This is a genomic window from Lewinella sp. 4G2, assembly GCF_001625015.1.
Taxonomy (GTDB): Bacteria; Bacteroidota; Bacteroidia; order Chitinophagales; family Saprospiraceae; genus Neolewinella.
On the sequence record NZ_LVWJ02000014.1, the window covers coordinates 306,865 to 328,087 of the forward strand.

The 21,223-nt window shown below is 55.5% G+C and carries 12 protein-coding genes; 6 read left to right on the forward strand and 6 right to left on the reverse strand.

The genetic code is table 11. The features are described from left to right. Window positions 1-468 precede the first annotated feature (468 nt). The 3 genes from A3850_RS02985 to A3850_RS02995 all read right to left on the reverse strand — a co-directional run bounded on the left by A3850_RS02985 (window position 469) and on the right by A3850_RS02995 (window position 6,392). Window positions 469-1,671, reverse strand: a complete 1,203-nt coding sequence (locus A3850_RS02985; RefSeq protein ID WP_068214057.1) for an ATP-binding protein — start codon at window positions 1,669-1,671, stop codon at window positions 469-471. A 201-nt stretch (window positions 1,672-1,872) separates the two neighbouring features. Further along, window positions 1,873-4,749, reverse strand: a complete 2,877-nt coding sequence (locus A3850_RS02990) for a fibronectin type III domain-containing protein (protein WP_068214058.1) — start codon at window positions 4,747-4,749, stop codon at window positions 1,873-1,875. 215 nt (window positions 4,750-4,964) lie between these two features. Further along, the gene (locus A3850_RS02995; RefSeq protein WP_157500850.1) at window positions 4,965-6,392 is read right to left on the reverse strand and encodes a hypothetical protein; all 1,428 of its coding nucleotides are present in this window, start codon (window positions 6,390-6,392) and stop codon (window positions 4,965-4,967) included. A 473-nt stretch (window positions 6,393-6,865) separates the two neighbouring features. Between A3850_RS02995 and A3850_RS03000 the strand changes: the two genes are divergently transcribed. The 6 genes from A3850_RS03000 to A3850_RS03025 all read left to right on the forward strand — a co-directional run bounded on the left by A3850_RS03000 (window position 6,866) and on the right by A3850_RS03025 (window position 17,558). After that, entirely contained in the window at window positions 6,866-7,492 is a 627-nt protein-coding gene (locus A3850_RS03000) for a hypothetical protein (protein WP_068214061.1), read from the forward strand. Between the two features lie 473 nt (window positions 7,493-7,965). Then, window positions 7,966-11,481 (forward strand): HYR domain-containing protein, encoded by a 3,516-nt coding sequence (locus tag A3850_RS03005; RefSeq protein WP_076639916.1) that lies wholly within the window; start codon window positions 7,966-7,968, stop codon window positions 11,479-11,481. Between the two features lie 52 nt (window positions 11,482-11,533). Next, window positions 11,534-12,523, forward strand: a complete 990-nt coding sequence (locus A3850_RS03010; protein ID WP_076639917.1) for a PorP/SprF family type IX secretion system membrane protein — start codon at window positions 11,534-11,536, stop codon at window positions 12,521-12,523. A 68-nt stretch (window positions 12,524-12,591) separates the two neighbouring features. After that, on the forward strand, window positions 12,592-14,265 hold the full coding sequence (locus A3850_RS03015) for a C1 family peptidase (RefSeq protein WP_197493975.1): 1,674 nt from the start codon (window positions 12,592-12,594) through the stop codon (window positions 14,263-14,265). Between the two features lie 6 nt (window positions 14,266-14,271). Beyond that, window positions 14,272-16,974 (forward strand): caspase family protein, encoded by a 2,703-nt coding sequence (locus tag A3850_RS03020; RefSeq protein WP_068214069.1) that lies wholly within the window; start codon window positions 14,272-14,274, stop codon window positions 16,972-16,974. Window positions 16,975-17,258: 284 nt separating this feature from the next. Next, complete coding sequence (locus A3850_RS03025; protein WP_068214071.1) at window positions 17,259-17,558, forward strand: helix-turn-helix transcriptional regulator; 300 nt, start codon at window positions 17,259-17,261, stop codon at window positions 17,556-17,558. Here the strand turns inward: A3850_RS03025 and A3850_RS03030 are convergent. The 3 genes from A3850_RS03030 to A3850_RS03040 form a co-directional block, all read right to left on the reverse strand. Beyond that, on the reverse strand, window positions 17,555-18,760 hold the full coding sequence (locus A3850_RS03030; RefSeq protein ID WP_068214074.1) for a redoxin domain-containing protein: 1,206 nt from the start codon (window positions 18,758-18,760) through the stop codon (window positions 17,555-17,557). The genes A3850_RS03025 and A3850_RS03030 overlap by 4 nt on opposite strands. Window positions 18,761-18,880: 120 nt before the next feature. Beyond that, complete coding sequence (locus A3850_RS03035) at window positions 18,881-19,420, reverse strand: alkylphosphonate utilization protein (protein WP_068214076.1); 540 nt, start codon at window positions 19,418-19,420, stop codon at window positions 18,881-18,883. Between the two features lie 105 nt (window positions 19,421-19,525). Further along, window positions 19,526-21,049, reverse strand: a complete 1,524-nt coding sequence (locus A3850_RS03040; RefSeq protein WP_068214077.1) for a T9SS type A sorting domain-containing protein — start codon at window positions 21,047-21,049, stop codon at window positions 19,526-19,528. Window positions 21,050-21,223 lie beyond the last annotated feature (174 nt).

A 21,223-nucleotide genomic window follows, 5' to 3' on the forward strand; every position in this document is an offset into this window, starting at 1 on the left:
ACAAGTTTTAAAAAGTGTTAGAACGCGTGAATTGGGAAAGGTCGTTAACATGAGAAACGATTAAGACTCCCCTTAAGCGGTTTCCAAATCCTTTCAATCGCCAGTGGCAGGTTGAAAAAAGATGAGGTCAGCAAGTAAACTGAAAATTCGTCGCTAAATCAGCGGCCGCTAAAGGCAAGATCATGAGAGATTATACGGGCCCCCAAAGGATGGACCCTTGGAAACTCATCAAATATATACAACTATGGGAGCTAAGATACGTAGGAAGCTTTACCAAATACGTTCATCCCCCATTTTCAGCAGCTTACAAGAATAAACTAACGTACTGTCTGCAAAATTTTTAAAAAAATTTATTGCCCCTACCCCTATAATTTATCGACGCTTGGAACCTAACATATTCTAGATAAGCTGAGCATCTAAGTCAACTACGATGGAGAAACAAAACCCTTGCTAAGGACAATTGCAGTCTCAAATTGCCACCGTAAACCGAAACAAACTGCCCACGCCTTCCTCACTCTCCACCGCGAGCTCCCCTCCCAGCGCCTTGACGAGTTCACTTACGATGCTCAGACCCACCCCGTGGCTGTTCGTCTGTCCGTCCTCCTCAATAGCCGTGGTATAGAACAGACTAAAGATGGCTTCCCGCTGCGCCGGGGGGATTCCAGGTCCATTATCCTGCACCGAAAAGCGGTAGAATCTACCCGCCAACTCACAGCCGATCGTGATTACAGCTTCCTCCTTGTCGCAAAATTTAATGGCATTCCCCACCAGGTTCTGGAGGATCTGGCGCAGCGCGATCAAGGGTGCGTTGATGACCTGAGCCGGGCCAACGTACTCAAGCCGGTAGGGTGTCTCCCCCTTGAACATGGTACCGAAGTTGGCAATCAATTCAGCCAGATTGATCTCGTCGCGCTGAGCACCAATCTGGTGAAGGCTCGTGCTATACTTCAGGACGCCCTGAATAAGACGGTTCGCATCCAGGGAAGCACTGGTCAGCATATCCAAAAGTTGGATACCATCCGCGGGAAGCAAATCCCGGTAGTCTTCCACCACGATTTCCACCAGTTGGCGAATGTTCCGAATGGGGGCCTTCAGATCGTGGGCAATGACGTGGTTAAAATCCAGCATTCGCTTTCTCAGGAGCGTCATCTGCGCGATGGTATCCTCACTACGGCGGCGGGCCAGCCGGAGCTCGAAAAGTTTGGTTACCTGGCGGCCTAGCGCGCGCAGGGCTTTGAGCTGGACTTCCGTCAGCTCGCGGGGTACGGTATCAATAACGCAAAGGCTACCCAGCGCAAAACCATTCTCCGTAACCAGGGGCATCCCCGCGTAGAAGGCAATGTTCGGGCTTCCGGTGACGAGGCTGTTATCCGCAAATCGCTCATCCTTACGTGCATCCGGAACAATCAGGACATTATCCGGATCGAGGATGTTGTGGGCGCAAAAGGCCACGTCCCGCGAAGTTTCCGTGACGCCCCCCAGGCCGTAATTGGCTTTGAACCACTGCCGGTCGTCGTCCACCAGGCTGATCAGTGAAATGGGCGTACCGCAGATCTCCGCCGCGATGGTGACGAGGTCGTCGTATTCATCGTTCGGCAGACTATCGAGGAGGGCGTAACTGTTCAGGGACAGTAAGCGCTCCCGTTCATTCGCTGGCAGGGGGGCTTTCACCCCCTAAAGGTAAGGGATGAACCAGGCCTTGCTAACAAAATGCTTGCAAAGCAGTCCGAAAATCGGAACCTGATTTTTTGCCCGCGCGGAACCCAGAATATCGCACTGGTTTGCAAGGGTGACTGACCGAAGGAGAACCAATGATGCCAGATCACGCTCGAGAGTTCCAACCAGGGCCATTCTATAGTATAAGGTCAACACCTAGCGAATCACCACCCGTTCCACGTACTCCTCTCCACCGTGACGGACAGCTAAATAATATAGGCCGGCCGGATAGCCCGACCAGTCCGCTTCCAACGGTTGGGCCCGGACCAGCCTACCCGACCCATCGTACAGCCGGGCGATCAACCCGGCCGGGGCACCGGGGAAATCTACGCGGAAATTGTCCCGAGCCGGATTGGGGTACACGCTCAGGTTTCCGCCCCCTACCCTGTTGATCGATACTACTTTACTCACCGCATCGCTTCCGTCGAGATCGATACTGCGAAGGCGGTAAAATCCTTCGTTCAGGGGGGATTCATCGCGGAAGGAGTAGTCCCGTTCCCTTTGCACCGCACCCGCGGCAGCGCCCATAACCTTTCCCAGTTCGGACCAATTGGAGAAGCCATTCGGAGAACGCTCCACGGCGTAGTGGCTGAAGTTTTCCTCGCTGGCGACGACCCACTGCAGGACGTTGGCCTTCGCGGTGGCCGCCCCCGTGAAGGAGGTTAGCTCAACGGGCAACAGCAATGGCTCGGTCTTGATGCTGAGGTCGAACGTGATCTGATTATTCCCGTTTTGCGACTGCACGCTGATGAAGTACTCCTCCCCTACCGTCAGGTTACTGAAGAGCACCTCGTCGGTGTCGGACCGGGGGAAACCACAGTCAAGTTCATCTCCGCTCGCGCAACTCTGGCCGCCGGGGTAGAGGCGGATGATGGCGTTCGTATCGTCAGAAAAACCGGCGAATGACACCGCCGTAAGATTAAGCAAGGATACGCGGTGCTCTTCGGCAATGGCCGTGAAGCGGTACCACACGTCGTCATCATTGGCCACCCGGCTACACCCGGTTTCGCTCGATTGAATGTCGAAGGATCTGGTCGCCCCGAAAGAAGTGCCACCGATGGTCAGCGTATTGGATAAATTGGGATTCACCGGAGCCACGAAGGCGCCAGTGCATTCATCGTTGGGCGGCGGCGTACCTACGCAGAGATCAAAATTGACGATGGTGGAAGGGCGGCGCGTCCAGATACGGATATGGTATTCCTCGCCCACCGTGAGATCGGGCGCTTCGACCACGAAGGTGCTGGTCAGTGGCCCGCAGGCCAGGACGTTCAGGTTGGCCGGGTCGCAGCCACCGTCGGAGAGCTCGTAGTAAAGGTCGGCCCTCGTCCCACCGTTGGCTTCGGCCAGATTGAAGGCCCGGATCAGGTGTTTTTCCGCCGTGGCGGTGAATGTGTACCAGACATCTCCGTTGTTAGTCGCGATGCCACAAGTCCCGCCGGATACCGTGGACCCGAGAGTGGAAGCCCCCAAAAACTGGTCGCAATCGACGGTAGAGTTGACCGGCACGGTGAAGGCCCCGGCGCACTCATCGTTAGCCGGTGGCGAGGCGAGGCAGATATTGAAATTGACCTGAGCGGGGGAGCGCGCGGTGTAAATCCTGAGTAGGTAGTCCGTCCCCGCAGTGAGCCCCGTCAGCGTGGCCGGTGGGTCATTGAAGGAGGAGAACCGACTGCAAACGACGGAAGTGAGGGTGCCACAGGCGCCGGAAAATACTTCATACTGGAGGTCACGCCCGAAGGTGCCGCTGACGTTCTCCACCTCGGTGAGGTACAGCAAATGATTCGGGCCGGTGGCGGTAAAGGAGAACCAGACGTCGTCATCGGGCTCCCCTCCGCAATTGGCCGGCAGCGACTGATTTGCCCCCTGAGTAGTCGCCGCCGTGGGGTTTCCGCAGGTCGTCGCAGCGCTGACCGGTAGAGGTACCGCGTCCGCGCAATCATCATTGTCAGGTGGTGCGACCTGGTCTTGGATACAGATAGAGTACCCATTCCCCTGTTCAAATCCGAAACTGCCAAGGACGCGCAGATAATAGGTAGCGCCCGGCGTGAGATTCGTTGGCCGCTCGGAGCAGCCAACACTGGTTAGGCTATTGCAGTCACCTGAGAATACCTCGAACAGCCGGCCGCCGCCTTCGCCAGAGGGGTCGTTGTCCACGATGGAAATCAGTACCGAAGTGGTGGCGGGCACGAAAGTGTACCAGAGGTCGGTCACGGTTGGGTCGGAGCAAACTGCCGCCGTGGGGTTACTGGCCGTACCCGTTGCGTCGAAGTATTCCGTGTCAAAATCACAGAAGTCACCCAGCGGTTCCAGCGGCAGGGCGATGGCGTTGGCGCACTCGTCGTTGGCCGGGGGCGGGCCCAGCGTCATGACCGTTACCGGCCCTACCGTCAGGCTTTCGTCGTTGCCGGCGTTGCCGTCGCAGTCCGCCCGGACGTAAAAGTCGTAGGCGGTATCCTCCGATAAGCCGCTGAAGGTGTAAGGAGAGAGTACGTCCTCGAAAGTGGGCGCCGCGGGCAAGGGGTCGCCGGCGGGGACGAGCCACACGTCGTACCCAATTTCGTTGCCGTTCCAATCGAAGGTCAGGGAGGTGCTGGTGGTTTCGGTAGCGCCTACGTTTTGGGGTGCCGGGCAGGTAGCGGGCGGGTCGCAACGGGTGGTCGCTTCGAACCCGGCTTCGGTGACTGAGCCGTCGCTTTCAAAGGTTACCGTCAGGCAGCCGTCCGCCGCCGTAGAGGTATACAGGTTGCCCGGGCTGGTTGGGCTGTCGATGAAATCGGTCGTCCCAATACCATTATATACGGTCACGGCGTCGCAGCAAAATTCCAGTTCCAGGAAGGGGAAGCTGACGGAGGCCACCTCACCGTTCACGGTGGGGCAGATCTGGTAGGTTTCGAAGGCGTCGTCGGGGTAATTCCCGTTTGCGCCACCCGGGTCAAAGAATCCATCGCCACAATTGATGATGGTTTGGGCGCTGGCGCTGGTGCAGAGCGAAAGAACGAGCAACAAAAGGAAGATCAGGGTAGAAAGGCGCATGATTACGAGCGGTTGGTGACGTTCTGCAAACTTCGCCGCTGGTGGGGGTGGGGTGCGCTACCCTGATGGGTGGTTTTGGGGGGGATTGCTTATTTCTATTTGGGCAAAATGGACTATTTCCATGGCCAGGCAGGCTTCAAAAAAGCTGGGCGCTGCTGCGGGTGCGTCATGAAGGGTTCAGGAGCGGCAGGCAATCGTGTGGTGAGGGAACGAACTCACCGGTAAAAACTGAGAACACCCAGCGTGTCGGTTACCACCTTACCGGATTTAAAATCATTGCCCATCTCGCGGTGCAGGGCCTGTTGCTCCACCCTGATTAAATGGCGCCCCCGTGCGAGCGCGAACGTGGGGATTTGCAGGACCAGCCCCGGTTGGTGGCGAAAGGGGTGGTGGTAGAAATACAGATCGTTACTCGGTAGTTCTCGACCGTCCAGGAAGACTTTAGTATCCTTCCGGTAAGTGATGATGGCCTTTTCACCGAGGTCGAACTCGTCTTTTTCGGGCCGCAGAATGATATTGCCATTGTACCAGTATTCCCGCTTATCGTAGCGCTGCTTTTGCCGAAGGTGATCCGTGTAGTGCCGCCGGTAGGGGATGAAAAGTTCGAGGTAATCCTCCCGCGCAAAGCGGCTGGCGAGGGAGGGGGCACCTAACTCCACTTCTCGCGGGTTGGCCGCTTCGTCGAGGTACACTCCGGTGATGTCCTTATGCTTTACCAGTTCGGGGACCGCAACGTCACTACCCCCGAAACCCTGGTAACCGGGGAACCAGTGGTAGGGAGTAAGGGCGAACGGGCGGGTGAGGACCGCGATCACGGCCAATGCCAGTAGGTATCTCTTGATGATCCGGCGGCTGAAGGGATCGTCCGCGACGTTATAGTAGATTGGCCGGTAGAAGTTGGCGAGTGTAACCCAACCAAAGAACCGGTAGATGGGCCAGTACAGCTTCCCGAGAAGCCGGCTGCGTTTGAGGGCTCCAAAGCTCAGGAAATCAATAAAGTACAGTGCCCCGCCAACGAAGTAGAGCGCAATCAGAACGATTCCCAACCAACCCAAGGGCTTTACCAGGGCAGATACACTTCCCGCAAATAGGAAAATCACGTAAGCGAATGTGAGGAACCCCGCAACGAATACGGTACAGAAAAGCACCAGACTGATGATGGAGAGAAAGATCAGAAAGGCCAGCGCAAAGGTCAGGCTCGATAGCTTCTCCAATGTATCCACGTAGCGGTCGAACGGCCGGAGGCGGCGCGCTAAGTACGAGGCGTATCGTTTCTTATACCGTAGCGCACCCAATTCGTAGCCACCGCTGACGGAGCGCAAGCCGATGGCCCCGATCCAAAAGCCCCGCAGGGCCAGGTGAGCGATGAAGATGATGACGAGCACAACGTAGGCGTAGAAGAGCCCATTCGCTAGTAAGCGCAAGGCGATTACGGTCAGGTTATCGGCGTAGCGTAAGGTTTCGATTTCAAAGAGCCAATCGCGCAATGGGTTATAGGCTTGCAATAACAGCAGCACGATGATTCCGCTCACGAGCAACTCCAGGTTCCAGGATTTGTCCTGCAGTTGATCCAGAAAGGACTTGAGTTTAGTGCTTTTGGGCTGGGGACGGTCCTTACGGCGGGGGCGGTAGTGGTTGCGCATGGGAATTTGGGGGTTCAACGGGCGACCGGGTGCTTAAAGATCGAGCCGCCACAAAGTGCAATTAAGGCGATTATGCCACCATTGCCAAAAATTTCCCGTACGCTCTAGAGCGTAATTTTAAGGTATACCCGGGCTGTCTATTTTGCTCCTTGCCACTCTTTGCGCTTCCTATTTTTTAGCACCTGCGGCAGCGCCTGCGCTACGGCAACTGAGCGGCTGGCAAAATACATATGGTTATTTATAATTATTTGAATATACCTTTATGTCAGACATTTATGGCTATATCATTTCACTATTTCGGAAACTAATGCAGGTCCGTACTTCGAAGATGAATACTTCATTTAATGGTCGTATTGCACTGGCTAAAGTACTTTCTGAGCGTGCCGCAAGCGAAGTTTGGAGCAACCCCAGTTATTTGTGCACGCTTATGTGGCAGGGTATATTTGACACGGTCAAAACAACACACTCCAGTCATGAATAGAATTGTAATCCTACTCTTTTTAGCCTTCGCCTTTAATATTTCGGACGCCAGTGCGCAGTCGCGTAGAGAAAAGAAAGCGCAAGCCGCCATCGATGAATTGATGAAACAGCCCTTCATCAAAGCATACAGAAACAATAAGCGTAAAGTAGAACAAATCGCTTACGAATTTAAGGCTCGAGAAAGCGAATTTAAGCCGGCGGACGTAGACATCATTCGGTACAACTACCGCGTCGCCTGCGAGGAGTTCGATGCCGTACTCATTGACATCCGCAATAAGATGTTAGACAAGCGCGAACGAAAGCGGCTGACGACTAAGGAAGGTAGCGAGGAATACGCCCGCCAGGTCACCAACGACCTGAACCTAGCCATGGCGGACTACGAACAGAACGTGGTACAGAAGATCAACGAACTCACGGGGGAAAAAGCCCACGGCATCGGAATAGCGGACATTAAACTACTCGTTGACCTGATGACCGACGTTTGGGCGACCATCAAGGGGATCGACCGCGAACTTGAGCGCATGGAAAAGGACTACATGGACGAGAAATTCACCAACGTACTCATGGTGACCGACTACGAAAATCTCGGGAAAACTACCGTATCCCGCTCAATGCGGTGATCCGATAAGTTTGAATTTATTGCTTTAGCTGGCGAGATAAGTCTCGCCATTTCCTTCCACGAACACAGCAAAATTACTCACCTGTTTTCACTTGGCGTTGCGCCAGGTGCGGCATTTTAATGCCTATCATTTTATATCCTCGAAAATATCGAATCATGAATGCTTTTAACTTTGGGCGGCTAGGGCTTTTGCTTGGTCTGATAATTTTGGGAAGTGGGGTAGTTTTGGGGCAAAGTTGTGATGATGGTCGTGAATTAGTCCTTATGCCAGTCTTTACCCAATGTTTTGGGGGGGAGACAATTATTTTAGACCCTGGCCCAGGATTCGACCAATATGAATGGTCTACTGGTGAAACCACCTTTCCAGATGATAGGACAATTGAGGTAACAGAAATAGGTGCTTACGAGGTCTTTGGAATAAAATTTGTGCCCAACGATGATATTATTGAGTGCATAGACACAGCCCTAGCACAGGTGATTCTAGACAATACGACTCCTATTTATATCTGTCCCGAAAGTACAATAGCATTTGCTGACCCTATAGATTGTAGCGCACCCGTCGACGTTCAGCGACCCATTTTTATTGACAACTGCTCTTTCCCGGCATTTTCAAACGACTATAACTTCACGGATGATGCGGGTGACATTTATCCTATCGGAGAAACACTAGTAGAGTATCGGGTTGACTATTTTACAAATAACGTTCCTGAAGCCTCTACTTGCCTATTCACCGTAACGGTCTATGATACTATAAGACCAAGTGTTCTCTGCCCTGGAGATATCAGTGTTGCCGTAACCCCAGGCGCATGCGAAGAAAACATTACGATTACGGGTTTCGACGTCAGTGACAATTGCAGCGAAAACCTGACACTTTCTAACGACATCAACGGGACGGATGATCCGAGTGGACTATACCCGGTAGGCACAACTCAAGTAACGCTTACGGTGACGGATGAAGAGGCTACCTTCAATACCTCTTCCTCCTGCACCTTCCTGGTCACCGTGAGGGATAACGCTCCGCGCATCGAATGCCCGGCAAACATCACCCGCACCGTCGATGCGGATGAATGTGGGGCTGAAGTAGCAGTTGATCCATTCGTAGTAATCAACAATTGTAGCGACGATGCGGTAGTCAGCGATGACTTTAATTTTACTGGGGACCCCAGCGGCTTTTATCCGGTTGGGACGACCGTGGTCATACTTACGGTGACCGACCAAGAAAACCCGGGGCTTTCCTCTTCCTGTTCATTCGTGGTGACCGTATCCGATAATGCCCCAGGAATCACCTGCCCGGATGATGTGATCCGCGCCGCCAATCCAGAGGCATGCGGGGCTGACATTACCTTCGATGCGTTGGACGTTGAAGACAATTGTAGCGATAACGCAGCGGTCACTAATAATATTAATAGTATCAGCGACCCCAGCGGTTTCTATTCAGTTGGTACGACCGTGGTCATCCTCACGGTGACGGATCAGACCAACCCGGGGCTCAATTCGACTTGCTCCTTTTCGGTGACCGTTAATGATGAAACACCTCCGGCTATCGTTAGCTGCCCCGGCAATTTGAGTATTGTGGCCAGTACGGGTGAATGTGAGGGAGTAGCCGCCTTCCCCCTCCCGGAATTCTCCGATAACTGTGGCGAGGTCAGCGTTGAGGGCAATGTGGATACTAGTGATCTTCTTCCTCTCGGATTGACACAAGTAGTATACGTTGCCGAAGACGACGCCGGGAACGAAAGTGAGTGCCAATTTACCATCGAAGTCCTCCCCGCCGACGTGGATGCGATGATCAGTGGCCCAACGGAATTTTGCCCCGACGAACCCGCCACCTTAACGGCGTCTGGTGGTGAATCTTACCTGTGGTCAACGATGGAGACCGGCCCGACGATCCCGATAACTTCGCCCGGCACCTACAGCGTTACCGTGACCGGACCGAGCGGCTGCACCGCCACGGCCAGCCAGACGGTGACCGCTGACTGTGGGGAGCTCAGCGCCAATTTTACCGCTAATCAGGATACGGCCTGCGTCGGATTTCTGGCCAACTTTCAGGACAACTCGACGGGTAATATCACGGGGCGGCTTTGGGATTTTGGGAACGGCAATTTCAGTGAGGAGACTAACCCTTTCGCCGTGTTTCCCGATGTGGGGTCTTACACCGTCAGCCTGACCGTGAGCAATGGGGCCTCCACGAATACTTTTTCCCAGGTAGTAGAGATCTACCCCGCCATCGAAACCGACTTCAGTGTGGCGTTCGCCAATGGTTGTGACCAGCGGGAGGCGCGGTTCACCTCCACTACCGAAAGCACCTACCCCGTCGACTACGCCTGGAACTTTGGTGACGGGACCACCTCCAGCCTCGTAAACCCACGGCATTATTTTGCCACCTTCGACACCGCTAACGTGGACCTGGTGGTTACGGATCGCTTCGGCTGCTCCGCCCAGTCAAGTATGGACATCTTCATTGAAGACAACCTGGCCACCCCACCCACCACCGTCGTGGATTCCATCCTTTGCGCGGGTGGCAGCGTGACCGTTGGCAACACGGTATTTAATGAAGGGAACCCGAGTGGAGAGGTCACACTTTCCACCGCCGAAGGTTGTGACTCGCTCGTGCGCGTCCGGCTTCGTTTTGCCGATGCGGAGACGGCTTCGTTGGCTGCTGACGCGGGAGCAGATCGAAATCTTTGCGGCAACGTAAGCAGCCTCACCCTCCGGGGCAACCTGCCCCCCGGCCTCACCGGAAATTGGCAAGCTGTGGATGGTGGAGTGATTACCGATGCCTCCAGCCGGGCCACCAACGTAAACGAAATACCGGAAGGTGCGAGCCGCTTCGTTTGGGAACTATCCACCGTCGCCTGTGGTGCCTTTAGCCGGGATACCGTGACCATCACCCGGGAAGCCCCCCGCCCCGAAGTGGCGGATGCGGGCCCCGACCGAGGTTTCTGTAACGACGCCACCGAGATCAGCCTCCGTGCCCAAGCATCGGGCTCGGATGTAGTCCTGGGCCGTTGGGAACAATCAACGGAACAGCAAGCCTCTGGGGTCACCATTGATGATATCGACAACCCCAATACTACGATAAGCGGCGCCGTTGCAGACCAGATATACACTTTCACCTGGACCATTAGCACGAACCGGTGTGGCGAGTTCGACCGGGACACCGTCCGGCTAGCCCTTTCCAACGATGCACTGACGCCAGCACGGATCAGCGGCGAAGACATCTCTTGTGGCGGCGTCCCGGTACTCATCACCGGGAATGTGCCGGAGGGGACGACCGAGGCCATCTTCGAAACCCTCCCGGGTGAGAACGTCCCTACCCTTACCATGCTGGATGCGGATACCGTTCTCGTCGGTGACCTCTCACCCGGAATCAACACAGTCATCTACACCCTGAGCGCGGACAATTGCCCGGACTATTCCTCCGACACCTTCCGCATTATCACCACCGACACTGTCTGTGCGAAGGCTGACCTTTTCTTCAAGCAGAGAGAAGAGCTCATTACCATTGACGTACTGGATAACGACACTATCGTCAATCGTGAGGAGGTCGACTTCCAACTTCTTTCCCGCCCCGAGGTCGGGAAATTGATTGCCGGCGACCGACCGGGGGTATTCACTTATATGTTCGAAAAGGCCAATACCGAACCGATCAGTTTCGCTTACCGCATTTGTGTGCGGGGTTGCCCGGAGTCCTGTAGGCAGGCCAGCGTGAACATCTCCCGCCAGCCCGCCCTGGAAGCGCCCAGGAACGTCATTACTCCCAATGGTGATCATATTGGGAATGCCTTCATCGTACCCAATGCCGAAGACTACGCGGGCGGCGTAGCCCTCACCATTTTTGACCGCTGGGGAGACGTGCAGTTCGAAGCGAAAAACTACCAGAATGATTGGACGGGAGGAGATCTTCCCGTAGGGACCTACTTCTATTTGATCCGCGCTGGCTTCGAAAAAGAATTCGAAATGACCGGCTCCGTAACCATCATTCGCTAACTGGAAGACTACCCCAATCATGAGATCATCAGCTAACCACGGGCTAGTGCACTTGCGTAATTTCTTCGCGCTAGCATTTTTACTATTGGCCGCAGCGAGTCTTTCCGCGCAGCAATTACCCCCGTTGACGCAGTACACCGAGCAACTCTCGATCATCAACCCCGCATCCCTTTCGACGGAGTTCATGACGTATAATCTGAAGCAATCGGCGGCCGTCTCCTACCGCCATCAGCTCACGGGGATCGAAGATGCACCCCGCACGGGATACGCGCGTTACGATCGGATCATTGAATCGAACAGCCTGATGGCCTTTGGCGCCCAGTTGACTTACGATCGTGTTGGCCCCACTAGCCAGACGGCCTTCCACGCGCGCTACGCCTACCTCATTAACCCGGGCGGAAGCTATTTCTACGTAGGTGGAGGGCTCAAACTTGGCCTGGTACAGTTTTCTATTGCAGCCAATGACTTGGAGTTTGCGGATGGCGACCCCGCCGCGGGCGATTTTGGTGGAAAAATTTTGCTGGATGCTCATTTCGGTTTCAGTGTAGCCTACCTACCTAAGCGAGGGTTAAAGTGGTACGCCGGTGCGTCCGTTCCCCAGGCCCTGGGTAATACCATTGAATACGAAAGAGAAAATGAGAAGGGGGAAGCAGTCATCCTCAACTTCAAACGCTTACGGTACGCCACCCTGCACGGTGGATTGCTCATTCCCGTAGGAGAGAAGGGTTACCTGGAGCCGACCTTTTGGTTGCGCCAGGCGAAGGATTTACCCATTACGGTCGACTTTAATCTCCGCCAGCAGTACGCCAATAAGCTGTGGGTGGGGGCTGGCTACTCCACCGCCAGGATTCTGCACTTCGAGGGTGGCCTCATTCTGCAGGAACAGTTGAGAATGCAGACCGGCGCCATCCGAATCGGCTACGGATTTGACTACAGCACGGCGGCTATTTCCCCGTTTTTCGGGACTACTCACGAGTTGAATATTACCTATATGTGGGATAAGAACCGCAGGCTAAAACGAAGTAAGGATTCACCCCGGTAAATCATTTTCACCTTCCACTCAACTTCAGTCCCGTCTTGTCTATGCGATTGTTTCCTTCATTAAGATTATTGTCCTTACTGCTAATCCTCCCTGGATGGCTAAGTGCTCAGCAAACCTTCAATACGGGTCTGGTGGAGGACGACGAAGCCTTTGCGCGCGAAGTGGAGACGTTAGCGAATTTTAGTAACGACGGGCAACGGGCGGGGGACCTGCCGCGGCGTTTCTCCCTGCGCCCATTCACCCCATTACCTCAGGACCAGGGACCGATCAACTCCTGCGTTGGGTGGGCGATGGGCTACGGAGCGCTGACTACCCAGTGGGCGTATCAGCAAGGCATTACGGACAAGCGTAAGATCACCGACCAGGCATTTTCGGCGCTCTACATCTACGGCAGCATCCGGATGGGAGGTTGCCAGGGAGGTGCTTCTCTGCGTGGCGCCGCTACCTTTCTGGAAAACTCCGGTGACTGCCGTAGCAGCGTATTCGATTATCCCTACCACGATTGCGAACGGGAACCGAGTGAAGAGCTCCAGCAAGCTTCTTTGGAAAATTCCATTAAGGGTTTTGCCGCCATTTTTAATAAAGACTCACGGGTTCGGGAAAAATTTCTAAAAATCAAGCGCAGCATTGCGGAAGGAAAACCAGTCGTGACCGGCATCGATTTGCGTGAAAGTATTAAAACGCTGGACCGCTCCAATGCCCTTTACGCACCGCAAGCCGAAGGGGACCCGGAATTAGACATGAGCCACGCCGTCTGCGTGATTGGCTACAACGATTCCCTGAGTCTCTTCGAGATCATGAATAGCTGGGGTAGCGACTTTGGGGACGGTGGATACTTCTACATGAGCTACCGGGATTTCAACGAGGCCTCCACCAACGGTTTACAGTTGGTCCTCGCCCCCCAGACGCTGTCGGCGGACCAGCGCGCAGTCGTAGCTAGCGGTTTGGAAGCCGCGGAGGCTAAAGTCCTGGCTTCCAAGGCTCGCTATCAAGAGGCCGTCCGCCGGCGAGAAGCTGCCAACCAAAGTAACCTTAGCCCCGCCGCTGAGGCGGAAACGCTAGCCGGGCAGGAACTTACTTCCGCCCTCGAAGCCCGGGATAGTATTGATCTCCAACTCGCAGACCTAGCCGGCAACTTTAAGTTGCGGCTTGCGGTGACCGATGAATACGGCACCCCAATGACGGACGAGGACGGAGCCTACCTCTGGGAAAATCTGGACGTTAAACTAAATGGCTCAGTCTATAACGTAAAGAAAACGGACTGGTACGAAGGTGACCAATTTCAGATCATTGCCAATAACATCAAAAAGGATAGTTACGTCTACGTTTTCAGCCTTGATGGGGAGAACAAACTTGAAGTCCACTGGCCACGCAACCTGCGAGCGGAGGAAAATCTAAAGGCCTTCGAAACCGTAGGCCGGGGAACGAGCGCATTGGTCACTTATACTGGCGCTGAAATCGTCATCCCTTACAGCGATGGCGTACTGACCAGGGAGAATCTTGAGGATGACCACCAGGTAATCCTTTACTCCAAGTACAAGATTGAAGACTTCCGCGCACGCCTCAATCGCTTACGTGACGATACCGAAGGTGACTTTACCGATCGCCTACGCGTAGCTTTCGGGGACTTGCTCGCCCAACCCGCTGAGGTGACTTACGCCGAAGACCGCATCTGGGCCCGCGCGGCCACACTGGCCAATGCCATCGCCATTCCGCTCATCGTTCGCATTGCCAATGAATAAGCTCCCATGAAGTACCTACTTTGCTTTCTCATTTGCCTGCCCTGTTGTCTATCGGCTCAGACCCCACCTACGGCGGCCTGGACAAAAGTCTTTGGTGGTAAAAAGCAGGACCATGCCGTCGACGTGGTCACCACCCATGATGGTAACGTAGCCATCCTTGGTTACGGCCGGTCCGCACCCGCCCAGGGGCAAGATGCTACCCTTCAAGTTCGCGATCCTGGTGGCGAGGTTAAATGGACAAAACACTTCGGTGGCTCCAAAGAAGATCAGTTGAATGCGGTGGTCCAAACTGCCGATGGAGGATTCGCCCTGGCTGGTTACCGAACCAACCCCACCACTAACCAACGGGAAGCCTGGATCCTAAGGACGAACGAACGGGGAGATACTCTGTGGAACAAACATCTGGCCGGTGAGAAGGACCAACGCTTCTACGACATCATCGAAACAGCCAACGGAGAATTACTCGCTACGGGCTACACCTTCCGGGAAGGGCAACAAAAAATGTGGCTCTACCGCTGCTACTCGGGTGGGGCCTTTAAAAAGGAATACCTATTTGGCGACGAGGGCAAGAACGAGGGGCTACGTCTCCGCCAGGGCCTGAATGGTCACATTGGCATTGCGGGGATGACCACCTCCGGAAAGGGCAACCGCAATATCCGGTTTCTCGTACTGGACGAGCGGTTTAAACCCGTCACTCACCACATCTTTGGTAGCCGGCAATGGGAAGAATTGAACGACCTGGCCGTCCATTCTAATGGCGGTTTTTTACTCGCCGGGGTCACCCAGAGTACGCCCCGCAATAATGGAAATGGTGGAAATGATTTCTGGCTGATCCACACCAATGCGGCCGGTGAACTGGTTTGGGAACGAACCTTTGGAGAAAACGGCGACGACGAAGGTTTCGGCGTCGTCGAAGATCCCTTGGGTAACATTCTCCTACTGGGGCAAACCTACTCTCACGCCATGGGCGCCAACACTTCCAAGGCTTTAGTTTACCGAATCGCACCGGATGGCACCCAAATAGGGGAAAGCGTCTACTTTGGTGGAAGGGGCAACGATCGCCTGACCGCCGCCAGCTGCCTTCCGGACGGAAGTATCATCGCGGTCGGCACCACCAGCAGTAAACAGGAAAACGCACAACGGGAAGACGGGTGGGTCATCCGCCTAAATTCAGTCGTGGACTATAGTCGCCTTCCCGTGAGTCAGCTTTCCTTAGCTGATCTTCGGCTGCAGGAGACGGCGCGCGATGGTTTCTTGGAAGCAGGGGAAGAGGCCTACCTCCAACTTACCATCCACAACAATGCGGCGGAGGATGCCTTTGACCTGATCCTGGACGGATCCGAAACATCCCAACTGGCGGGTATCGAACTGAGGCGCCGGACGCGCATTCCCTACCTCCGGGCGGGGGCCAGCCAAAACGTACGGGTGCCCGTCAGCTACACCGCAAACGTGGACCCAACCGACGCTACTTTTCAGTTTACGGTATCGGACGTCAGTAGGAACCGTTCTGAACCCGTGCGCCTGGACGTCCCCGTGGTGCCCCTCAACGTACCGTCCAATTACCTGGACGTGAGTTGGCAACTCGCGGGGGTGAACCGGGATTCCGTGATCAAAGTGTACGAACCCACCTTCCCGCTTTCAGCAAGGGCTCGGTGTGACCAACGCTTATTTCGGCGCAACTTTACCGTAGAGCTGAATAAGCAACCGTACCGGAAAGGCAGTAAATCCGGAGAAACCGGCCTATCATCCAAAACCTCCGCCGGGGTATGGGACCATGACTATACCAATTTGATCGAACTCAGCCCCGGCATGAATGAGATTCGCATTACGGTAGATAATGGCGACCGTAAAGAAACCTCCCGGATCTTACAGGTGATCTACAGCGACAAGCCGAACCTGCACGTGTTGGCCATCGGCATCGACCACGGAGACCTGAAGTATACGCGTAAGGACGCCGAAGATTTCGCCGCCACCTTTGCCGCGCAACGGGGGGACCTTTTCGACCAGGTATACCGAACAACTTTAGTGAGCAACGCGCGCACGCCAGCGGGCCGCTTTCAGACGAACGGGGAGGTGATCAAATCCACCTTCGCTACCCTACGCGAGAGCTATCAGTACAACATCTACGAGCAGGACCTGCTGGTGGTATTCATCAGTTCGCACGGGCAAACCATTAATAATCGGTTCAAGATTGTGCCTTCTGATGGGTTCGCCGGTGAGGAGAACTACGTGGATTACGCCGAGGACATTCTGGAACCCCTGGAAGCGCTGGCCTGCCAAAAGTTGCTCTTCGTTGATGCCTGCCACAGTGGAAGCGGATCTTCAGTTGAAGGCGGCGATGAAAAGACTACGAGACCTAACGACGGGCGCGCCAAAGCGCTCACAAACTTGACGTCAGCCCTCCGGTCCACCAATACCATCGCAAGTTGCCAGGCCGAGGAGTCTAGTTGGGAGGATGAGGCCTGGGAGAACGGAGCCTTCACCGAAGCACTGATTGGGGCCTTCCGCAACGAAGCATTTGAGGATGAGGCGGGTACCTTCCGCCCGAGCCAAGGTGACGACATCGTCACGATAGCTGAATTGTATACCTACCTGACGCGGCGCGTCCCGGCCATGGTCCAACAATTGAAAAAATCGGGCACCCAACGGCCCTACCTCGCGCAGGATCAGTTGGAACGAGCGGGACACCTTCCCGTTTTCGGCTACTAGTGCTTGAGGGTCTGGCTTTGCCGGTCCTATCTCGTCGCACCCGCGTCAGCGACACGCAGTGATTCCCGCACTTAGTCGGGGCGCCCAAATACCGAAAAGCGATACCGACAGCGTGGCACGATTACGCTATTCAGCGTATTGCGACGGCGGGCGGCATGGGGCATATTTGTTCCATTATTTACGCAGACCCAAATTTCGTAGCACTAAGTCAAATTCAACGCATTAGCTACTAAAAGCACACCGTTACCCTTACTGAATGCAACTGGGGCTTAACCACATTAATTTTGCAGCAGCCACCGCCGAATGACGAGGCCCCCACACCGCTATCTAATGTTGTCAAGGCTCGGCTGAAGCGCCAGCGTGAATTCGCGGCCGTAAACCGCGATCGGTTCAACACACTATCCGGTCGAGAACGAGAAGTGCTGACGCTGATCGCGCAGGGCCATTCCAACAAGGCCATTTCCGAGACGCTGGCCATCTCCATACACACCGTGCGGACGCACCGAAACAACATCTGGAAGCAGTTGAATATCTCTTCGATTGTGGACGCCGTATGGTGGGGAGAATGCTTTGAGCTGATCTAAAAATACCGCCCAATCAACTCGTGCCCCACGATCGCCCGGCGCAACTCCAGAAAATCAACCTCCGCCTGGTGGCGGTACACCACCTCCCCACCCGGGGCCACCATGATGGTGTAGGGAATGGCGCCATTCCAATCGGGGTCAATGGCTTCGATGAGGTCGTAAACGTCGTCCCCCACGTAATGGTAGTTGGCTACGGAGGAATGGGACTGCTCCAAAAACTTCAAAGCTCGGTCCCCCATTCCGGGCTTGTCGGTACTGATGGAGACGAACTCGAAATTGCGGCCACCGTACATGCGTTGCAGGACGAGGAAGTCCGGGTACTCCGCCACGCAGGGGCCGCACCAGGTGGCCCAGAGGTTAATGAGGCGGAGGTTTTCGGAGTCGTTCTGCAGTAATTCCTGGACGCCATCCAGCTTGAGCTCGTTGAGCTCGACGGGGAGGGCTTCCCAGTTCGCCTGGTCCTTGGCCTTGTAGTCCGACTTCCACGCCCATTTCGTGGAACAGCCAAAGGTTTTGGTTTCCGGTTGGGATACGGGCTGGCCGGCGAGTAGTTCATCCACGGCCCGGCGGAGGTCATCCGCGTTGAGGGTGCCGGGCTTTTCGACCTTATCCAGGCGACCGACGTAGCGCAGTTTTCGGTCGGCATCGAAAACAAAGGTGTGCGGAGTTGCCACGGGCCCGTACTGCAGGCTGGCCGCGTGGTCGTCGCCATCGTACAGATAGGGGTAGTTGTAGTTGGCATCCCGTGCGCGGATGACCATGTCCGCGTAGGTATCATCAAGGTCGGAATAGCCCAGTTCATTGTACATCACCCCCAGTGGGCTATTAGGAGAAATGGCGACGACCTGGACGCCCTTGCCGGCGTAGTCGCTGGTAAAATTCCGCATCCGCTCTTCGTAGGCCTGGGCCGTGGGGCAGTGGTTGCAGGTGAAGATGACTACAAGGACTTCAGCGTCGTCATAATCCGCTAGCGTATGGAAGTCCCCGTCGACGCCAATCAATTTGAAGTCGGGGGCGGCTTCGCCGATGGTCAGGGTACGGACTTCCTGCTCGGGCACGACTACGGGATCAGCGGTAAATCCATCCCCGGTAGTTGTGGCCTCCGTGTTCGTGGCGGACTCATCCGACGCAGCTTTATCTTCCGTTTGGCAGGCAAATAGAAAGAGTAAACTGAGGGCGAGTAAGTACTGTGAGAAGCGCATGCGAGTAGGTATTATTTACCCGTAAGGTAAAGAGTCCCTCCTGTTTGATGGTAGCTTATCCAGAAGGTATAAATGTCGGTACGGGCCAAATACCAATGCCCTTACTCTACTTTTTACACCCTACTTCCGCTTCACGTACTCCGTCAGGATAACGATCTGTTGGGTCTCCACCCGGCCTTCGATCTGGCCGGCGTTGTCGGGGACGAGGCGGATATTACGGACGGCCGTGCCCCGTTTCGCCGTAAAGCCACCGCCCTTCACCTTGAGGTCCTTGATCAACACCACCGTATCGCCGGCGGAGAGGACGTGGCCGTTGGCATCCTGGTGGACCACGGCGTTCTCGTCGGGTAAGTCCTCTTTGGCCCACTTCAGGACGTCGTCCTCCAGGTACATCATGTCCAGCAAATCGTTGGGCCAGCCTTCTTCCTTCAGCTGGTGGAGCATCCGGTAGCTGACGACCTTGACGGCGTCGGACTCACTCCAGATGGCGTCGTTGAGGCAGCGCCAGTCGTTGGGGTTGACCTCCGCGTCGCCGGTAAGTTGGTCGTGCAGGGTCTGGGTGAGGGTGATGTCCACGGCGGCGCGGCCAGGGGCGTCGGGGCCGACGGCGTAGGTCGTCAAAGAATCCGTGGCACCGGAGAGTTGGCAGGTTGCTTCCATGGCGGCGAAGGTAGGTTGTGGGAGGCCTATTCTTCTTAGTTAGTGTCCGGTCCAGCCGTTGGCAGCTCGGTCCCTTTCCTATTTCTTTGCACCTGCGGCAGCGCCCTAGCGCTTGTAAACTTTCGCTACGTACTCCTGCTCATCACCTAGCAAGTGCAGGAAGTAAAGCCCCGCCGGGTAGCCCGCGAGGGAAAGTTCCCGCCCGTTGAGCTGGCCCGTAGCGACGATCCGGCCAGTGGCATCCGCCAAACGATAGGCCACGTTGGGTGCTACTTCGGTGACGGTGAGCCGATCGTAGACTGGGTTGGGAAAGACCTTTACGGACCCCACGATGGGGAACGCACGGGTAGGCACCAAATCATCGCCACCAAAGGTGATTTCGGAGCAATCCGCCGTGAAGCAGCCGGACGGGTTGAGGCGGAAGAGCCAGGATTCGGCTTCCACGCCATTGTCCGCAGAAAATAGGGACAGATTACCTACACCCACCAGGTCACCATTGGACGCGACGTCCAGGTTATCAATGCTGGCGCTGGTGAATTCCGTCGCGTCATTATCCGCTGAAGTAGGCAAGAGGTGCAAGGTTTGGCCGGAGGGCCAGCCACTGGGTTTGAAGAGAACACCCTGGCTGGCGAGCACGTCCGTCTCGTCGTAGGTGGTGCCGTAAACGATGACCTCGCCGGATGCATTGACGTCCATGCCCAGCGTCAGAAACTTCAGGTCGTAGACTTCGGGTGCCAACTCCCGGTCGCGATAAACGTAGAGCTTTCCAAAGGTGGTGCCGGTGGGTGGGCAGGACCCGGCGCAGGCAATATCGTTGCTACCGTTGCCTTCCAGGACGGCGACGCCGCCGTTTGGCAACTCCCGCACGTCCAGGTAGCCACTGGTAAAATCTGTTTCCGGGGCGGGAATATCGAGCGTCCATTGTTCCCGGCCGGAGAGGAAGCTGAGGCGAACCTGGTAGGACACTTCACTCGTACTCATGTTTGTACGCCGGTAAGCACTGAGCAGGCCGCTGGGCCCGAAGTGGCTGGCTTCATACTCCAAATCAAAATCTTGCTGAGAAAAGGAATAGAAATCACCGCTGGCGAAAGAAGGGTTGAGCACACCAACATCAATCCGCGACTGTCCGGTTACTAGGTTAACATCGGTGGCGGTAAACAGGACGTTCCGGCTTCCGACGGCAAAAAGGTCCCCACCCCGCGAGAAAAAGGCGCGGCCGGGGGTGTCGGTCCGTAGCACTTCGCCCGCTTTACTGAAACGGGTAATGCGCTCGTTTTCGCCACGTTCGCAGTTGGACGTACAGAAACTGAGCTGGGTGGCGGTGGAATCCGTCTGTACCGCGTAGACTAAGCCCGACCATTCATTTTGGTTATCGGGCAGGCCGAGGCTGCGGAAGTCTTGCGTCCAGGTGACGCTACCGTCGGGGGCCACCAGACTGAGGACGTTTCGAAAGCGGGCGGGGCCGAACTCCGCCGTCGTATGGCGGATGAGGTAATCGCCCGACCACGGCTGGACGCTCAGACCATCCAGGCTTTCCTGGGGCAGCGCCGTGACGACCGAAAAAGTGGTTTGAGCCGTGCCGACAGTGCACAGGAATACCAGGGAGAGGAGTGTTAATAGGTTTCTCATTGTTGTTTGTTAATAGGTACCCTCCAATTTACGCACTGGCCACGACTTTAACGGGGTGCCTGGATTCTTTAGGGAGCAACAACACTGAATGCACGCCCCGGGCAATACTGTGGCGGGAATTATCTTTACTAACGAGGCCACGCGGCGGCGCGCCGGGGTGTCTACCACCCAAAG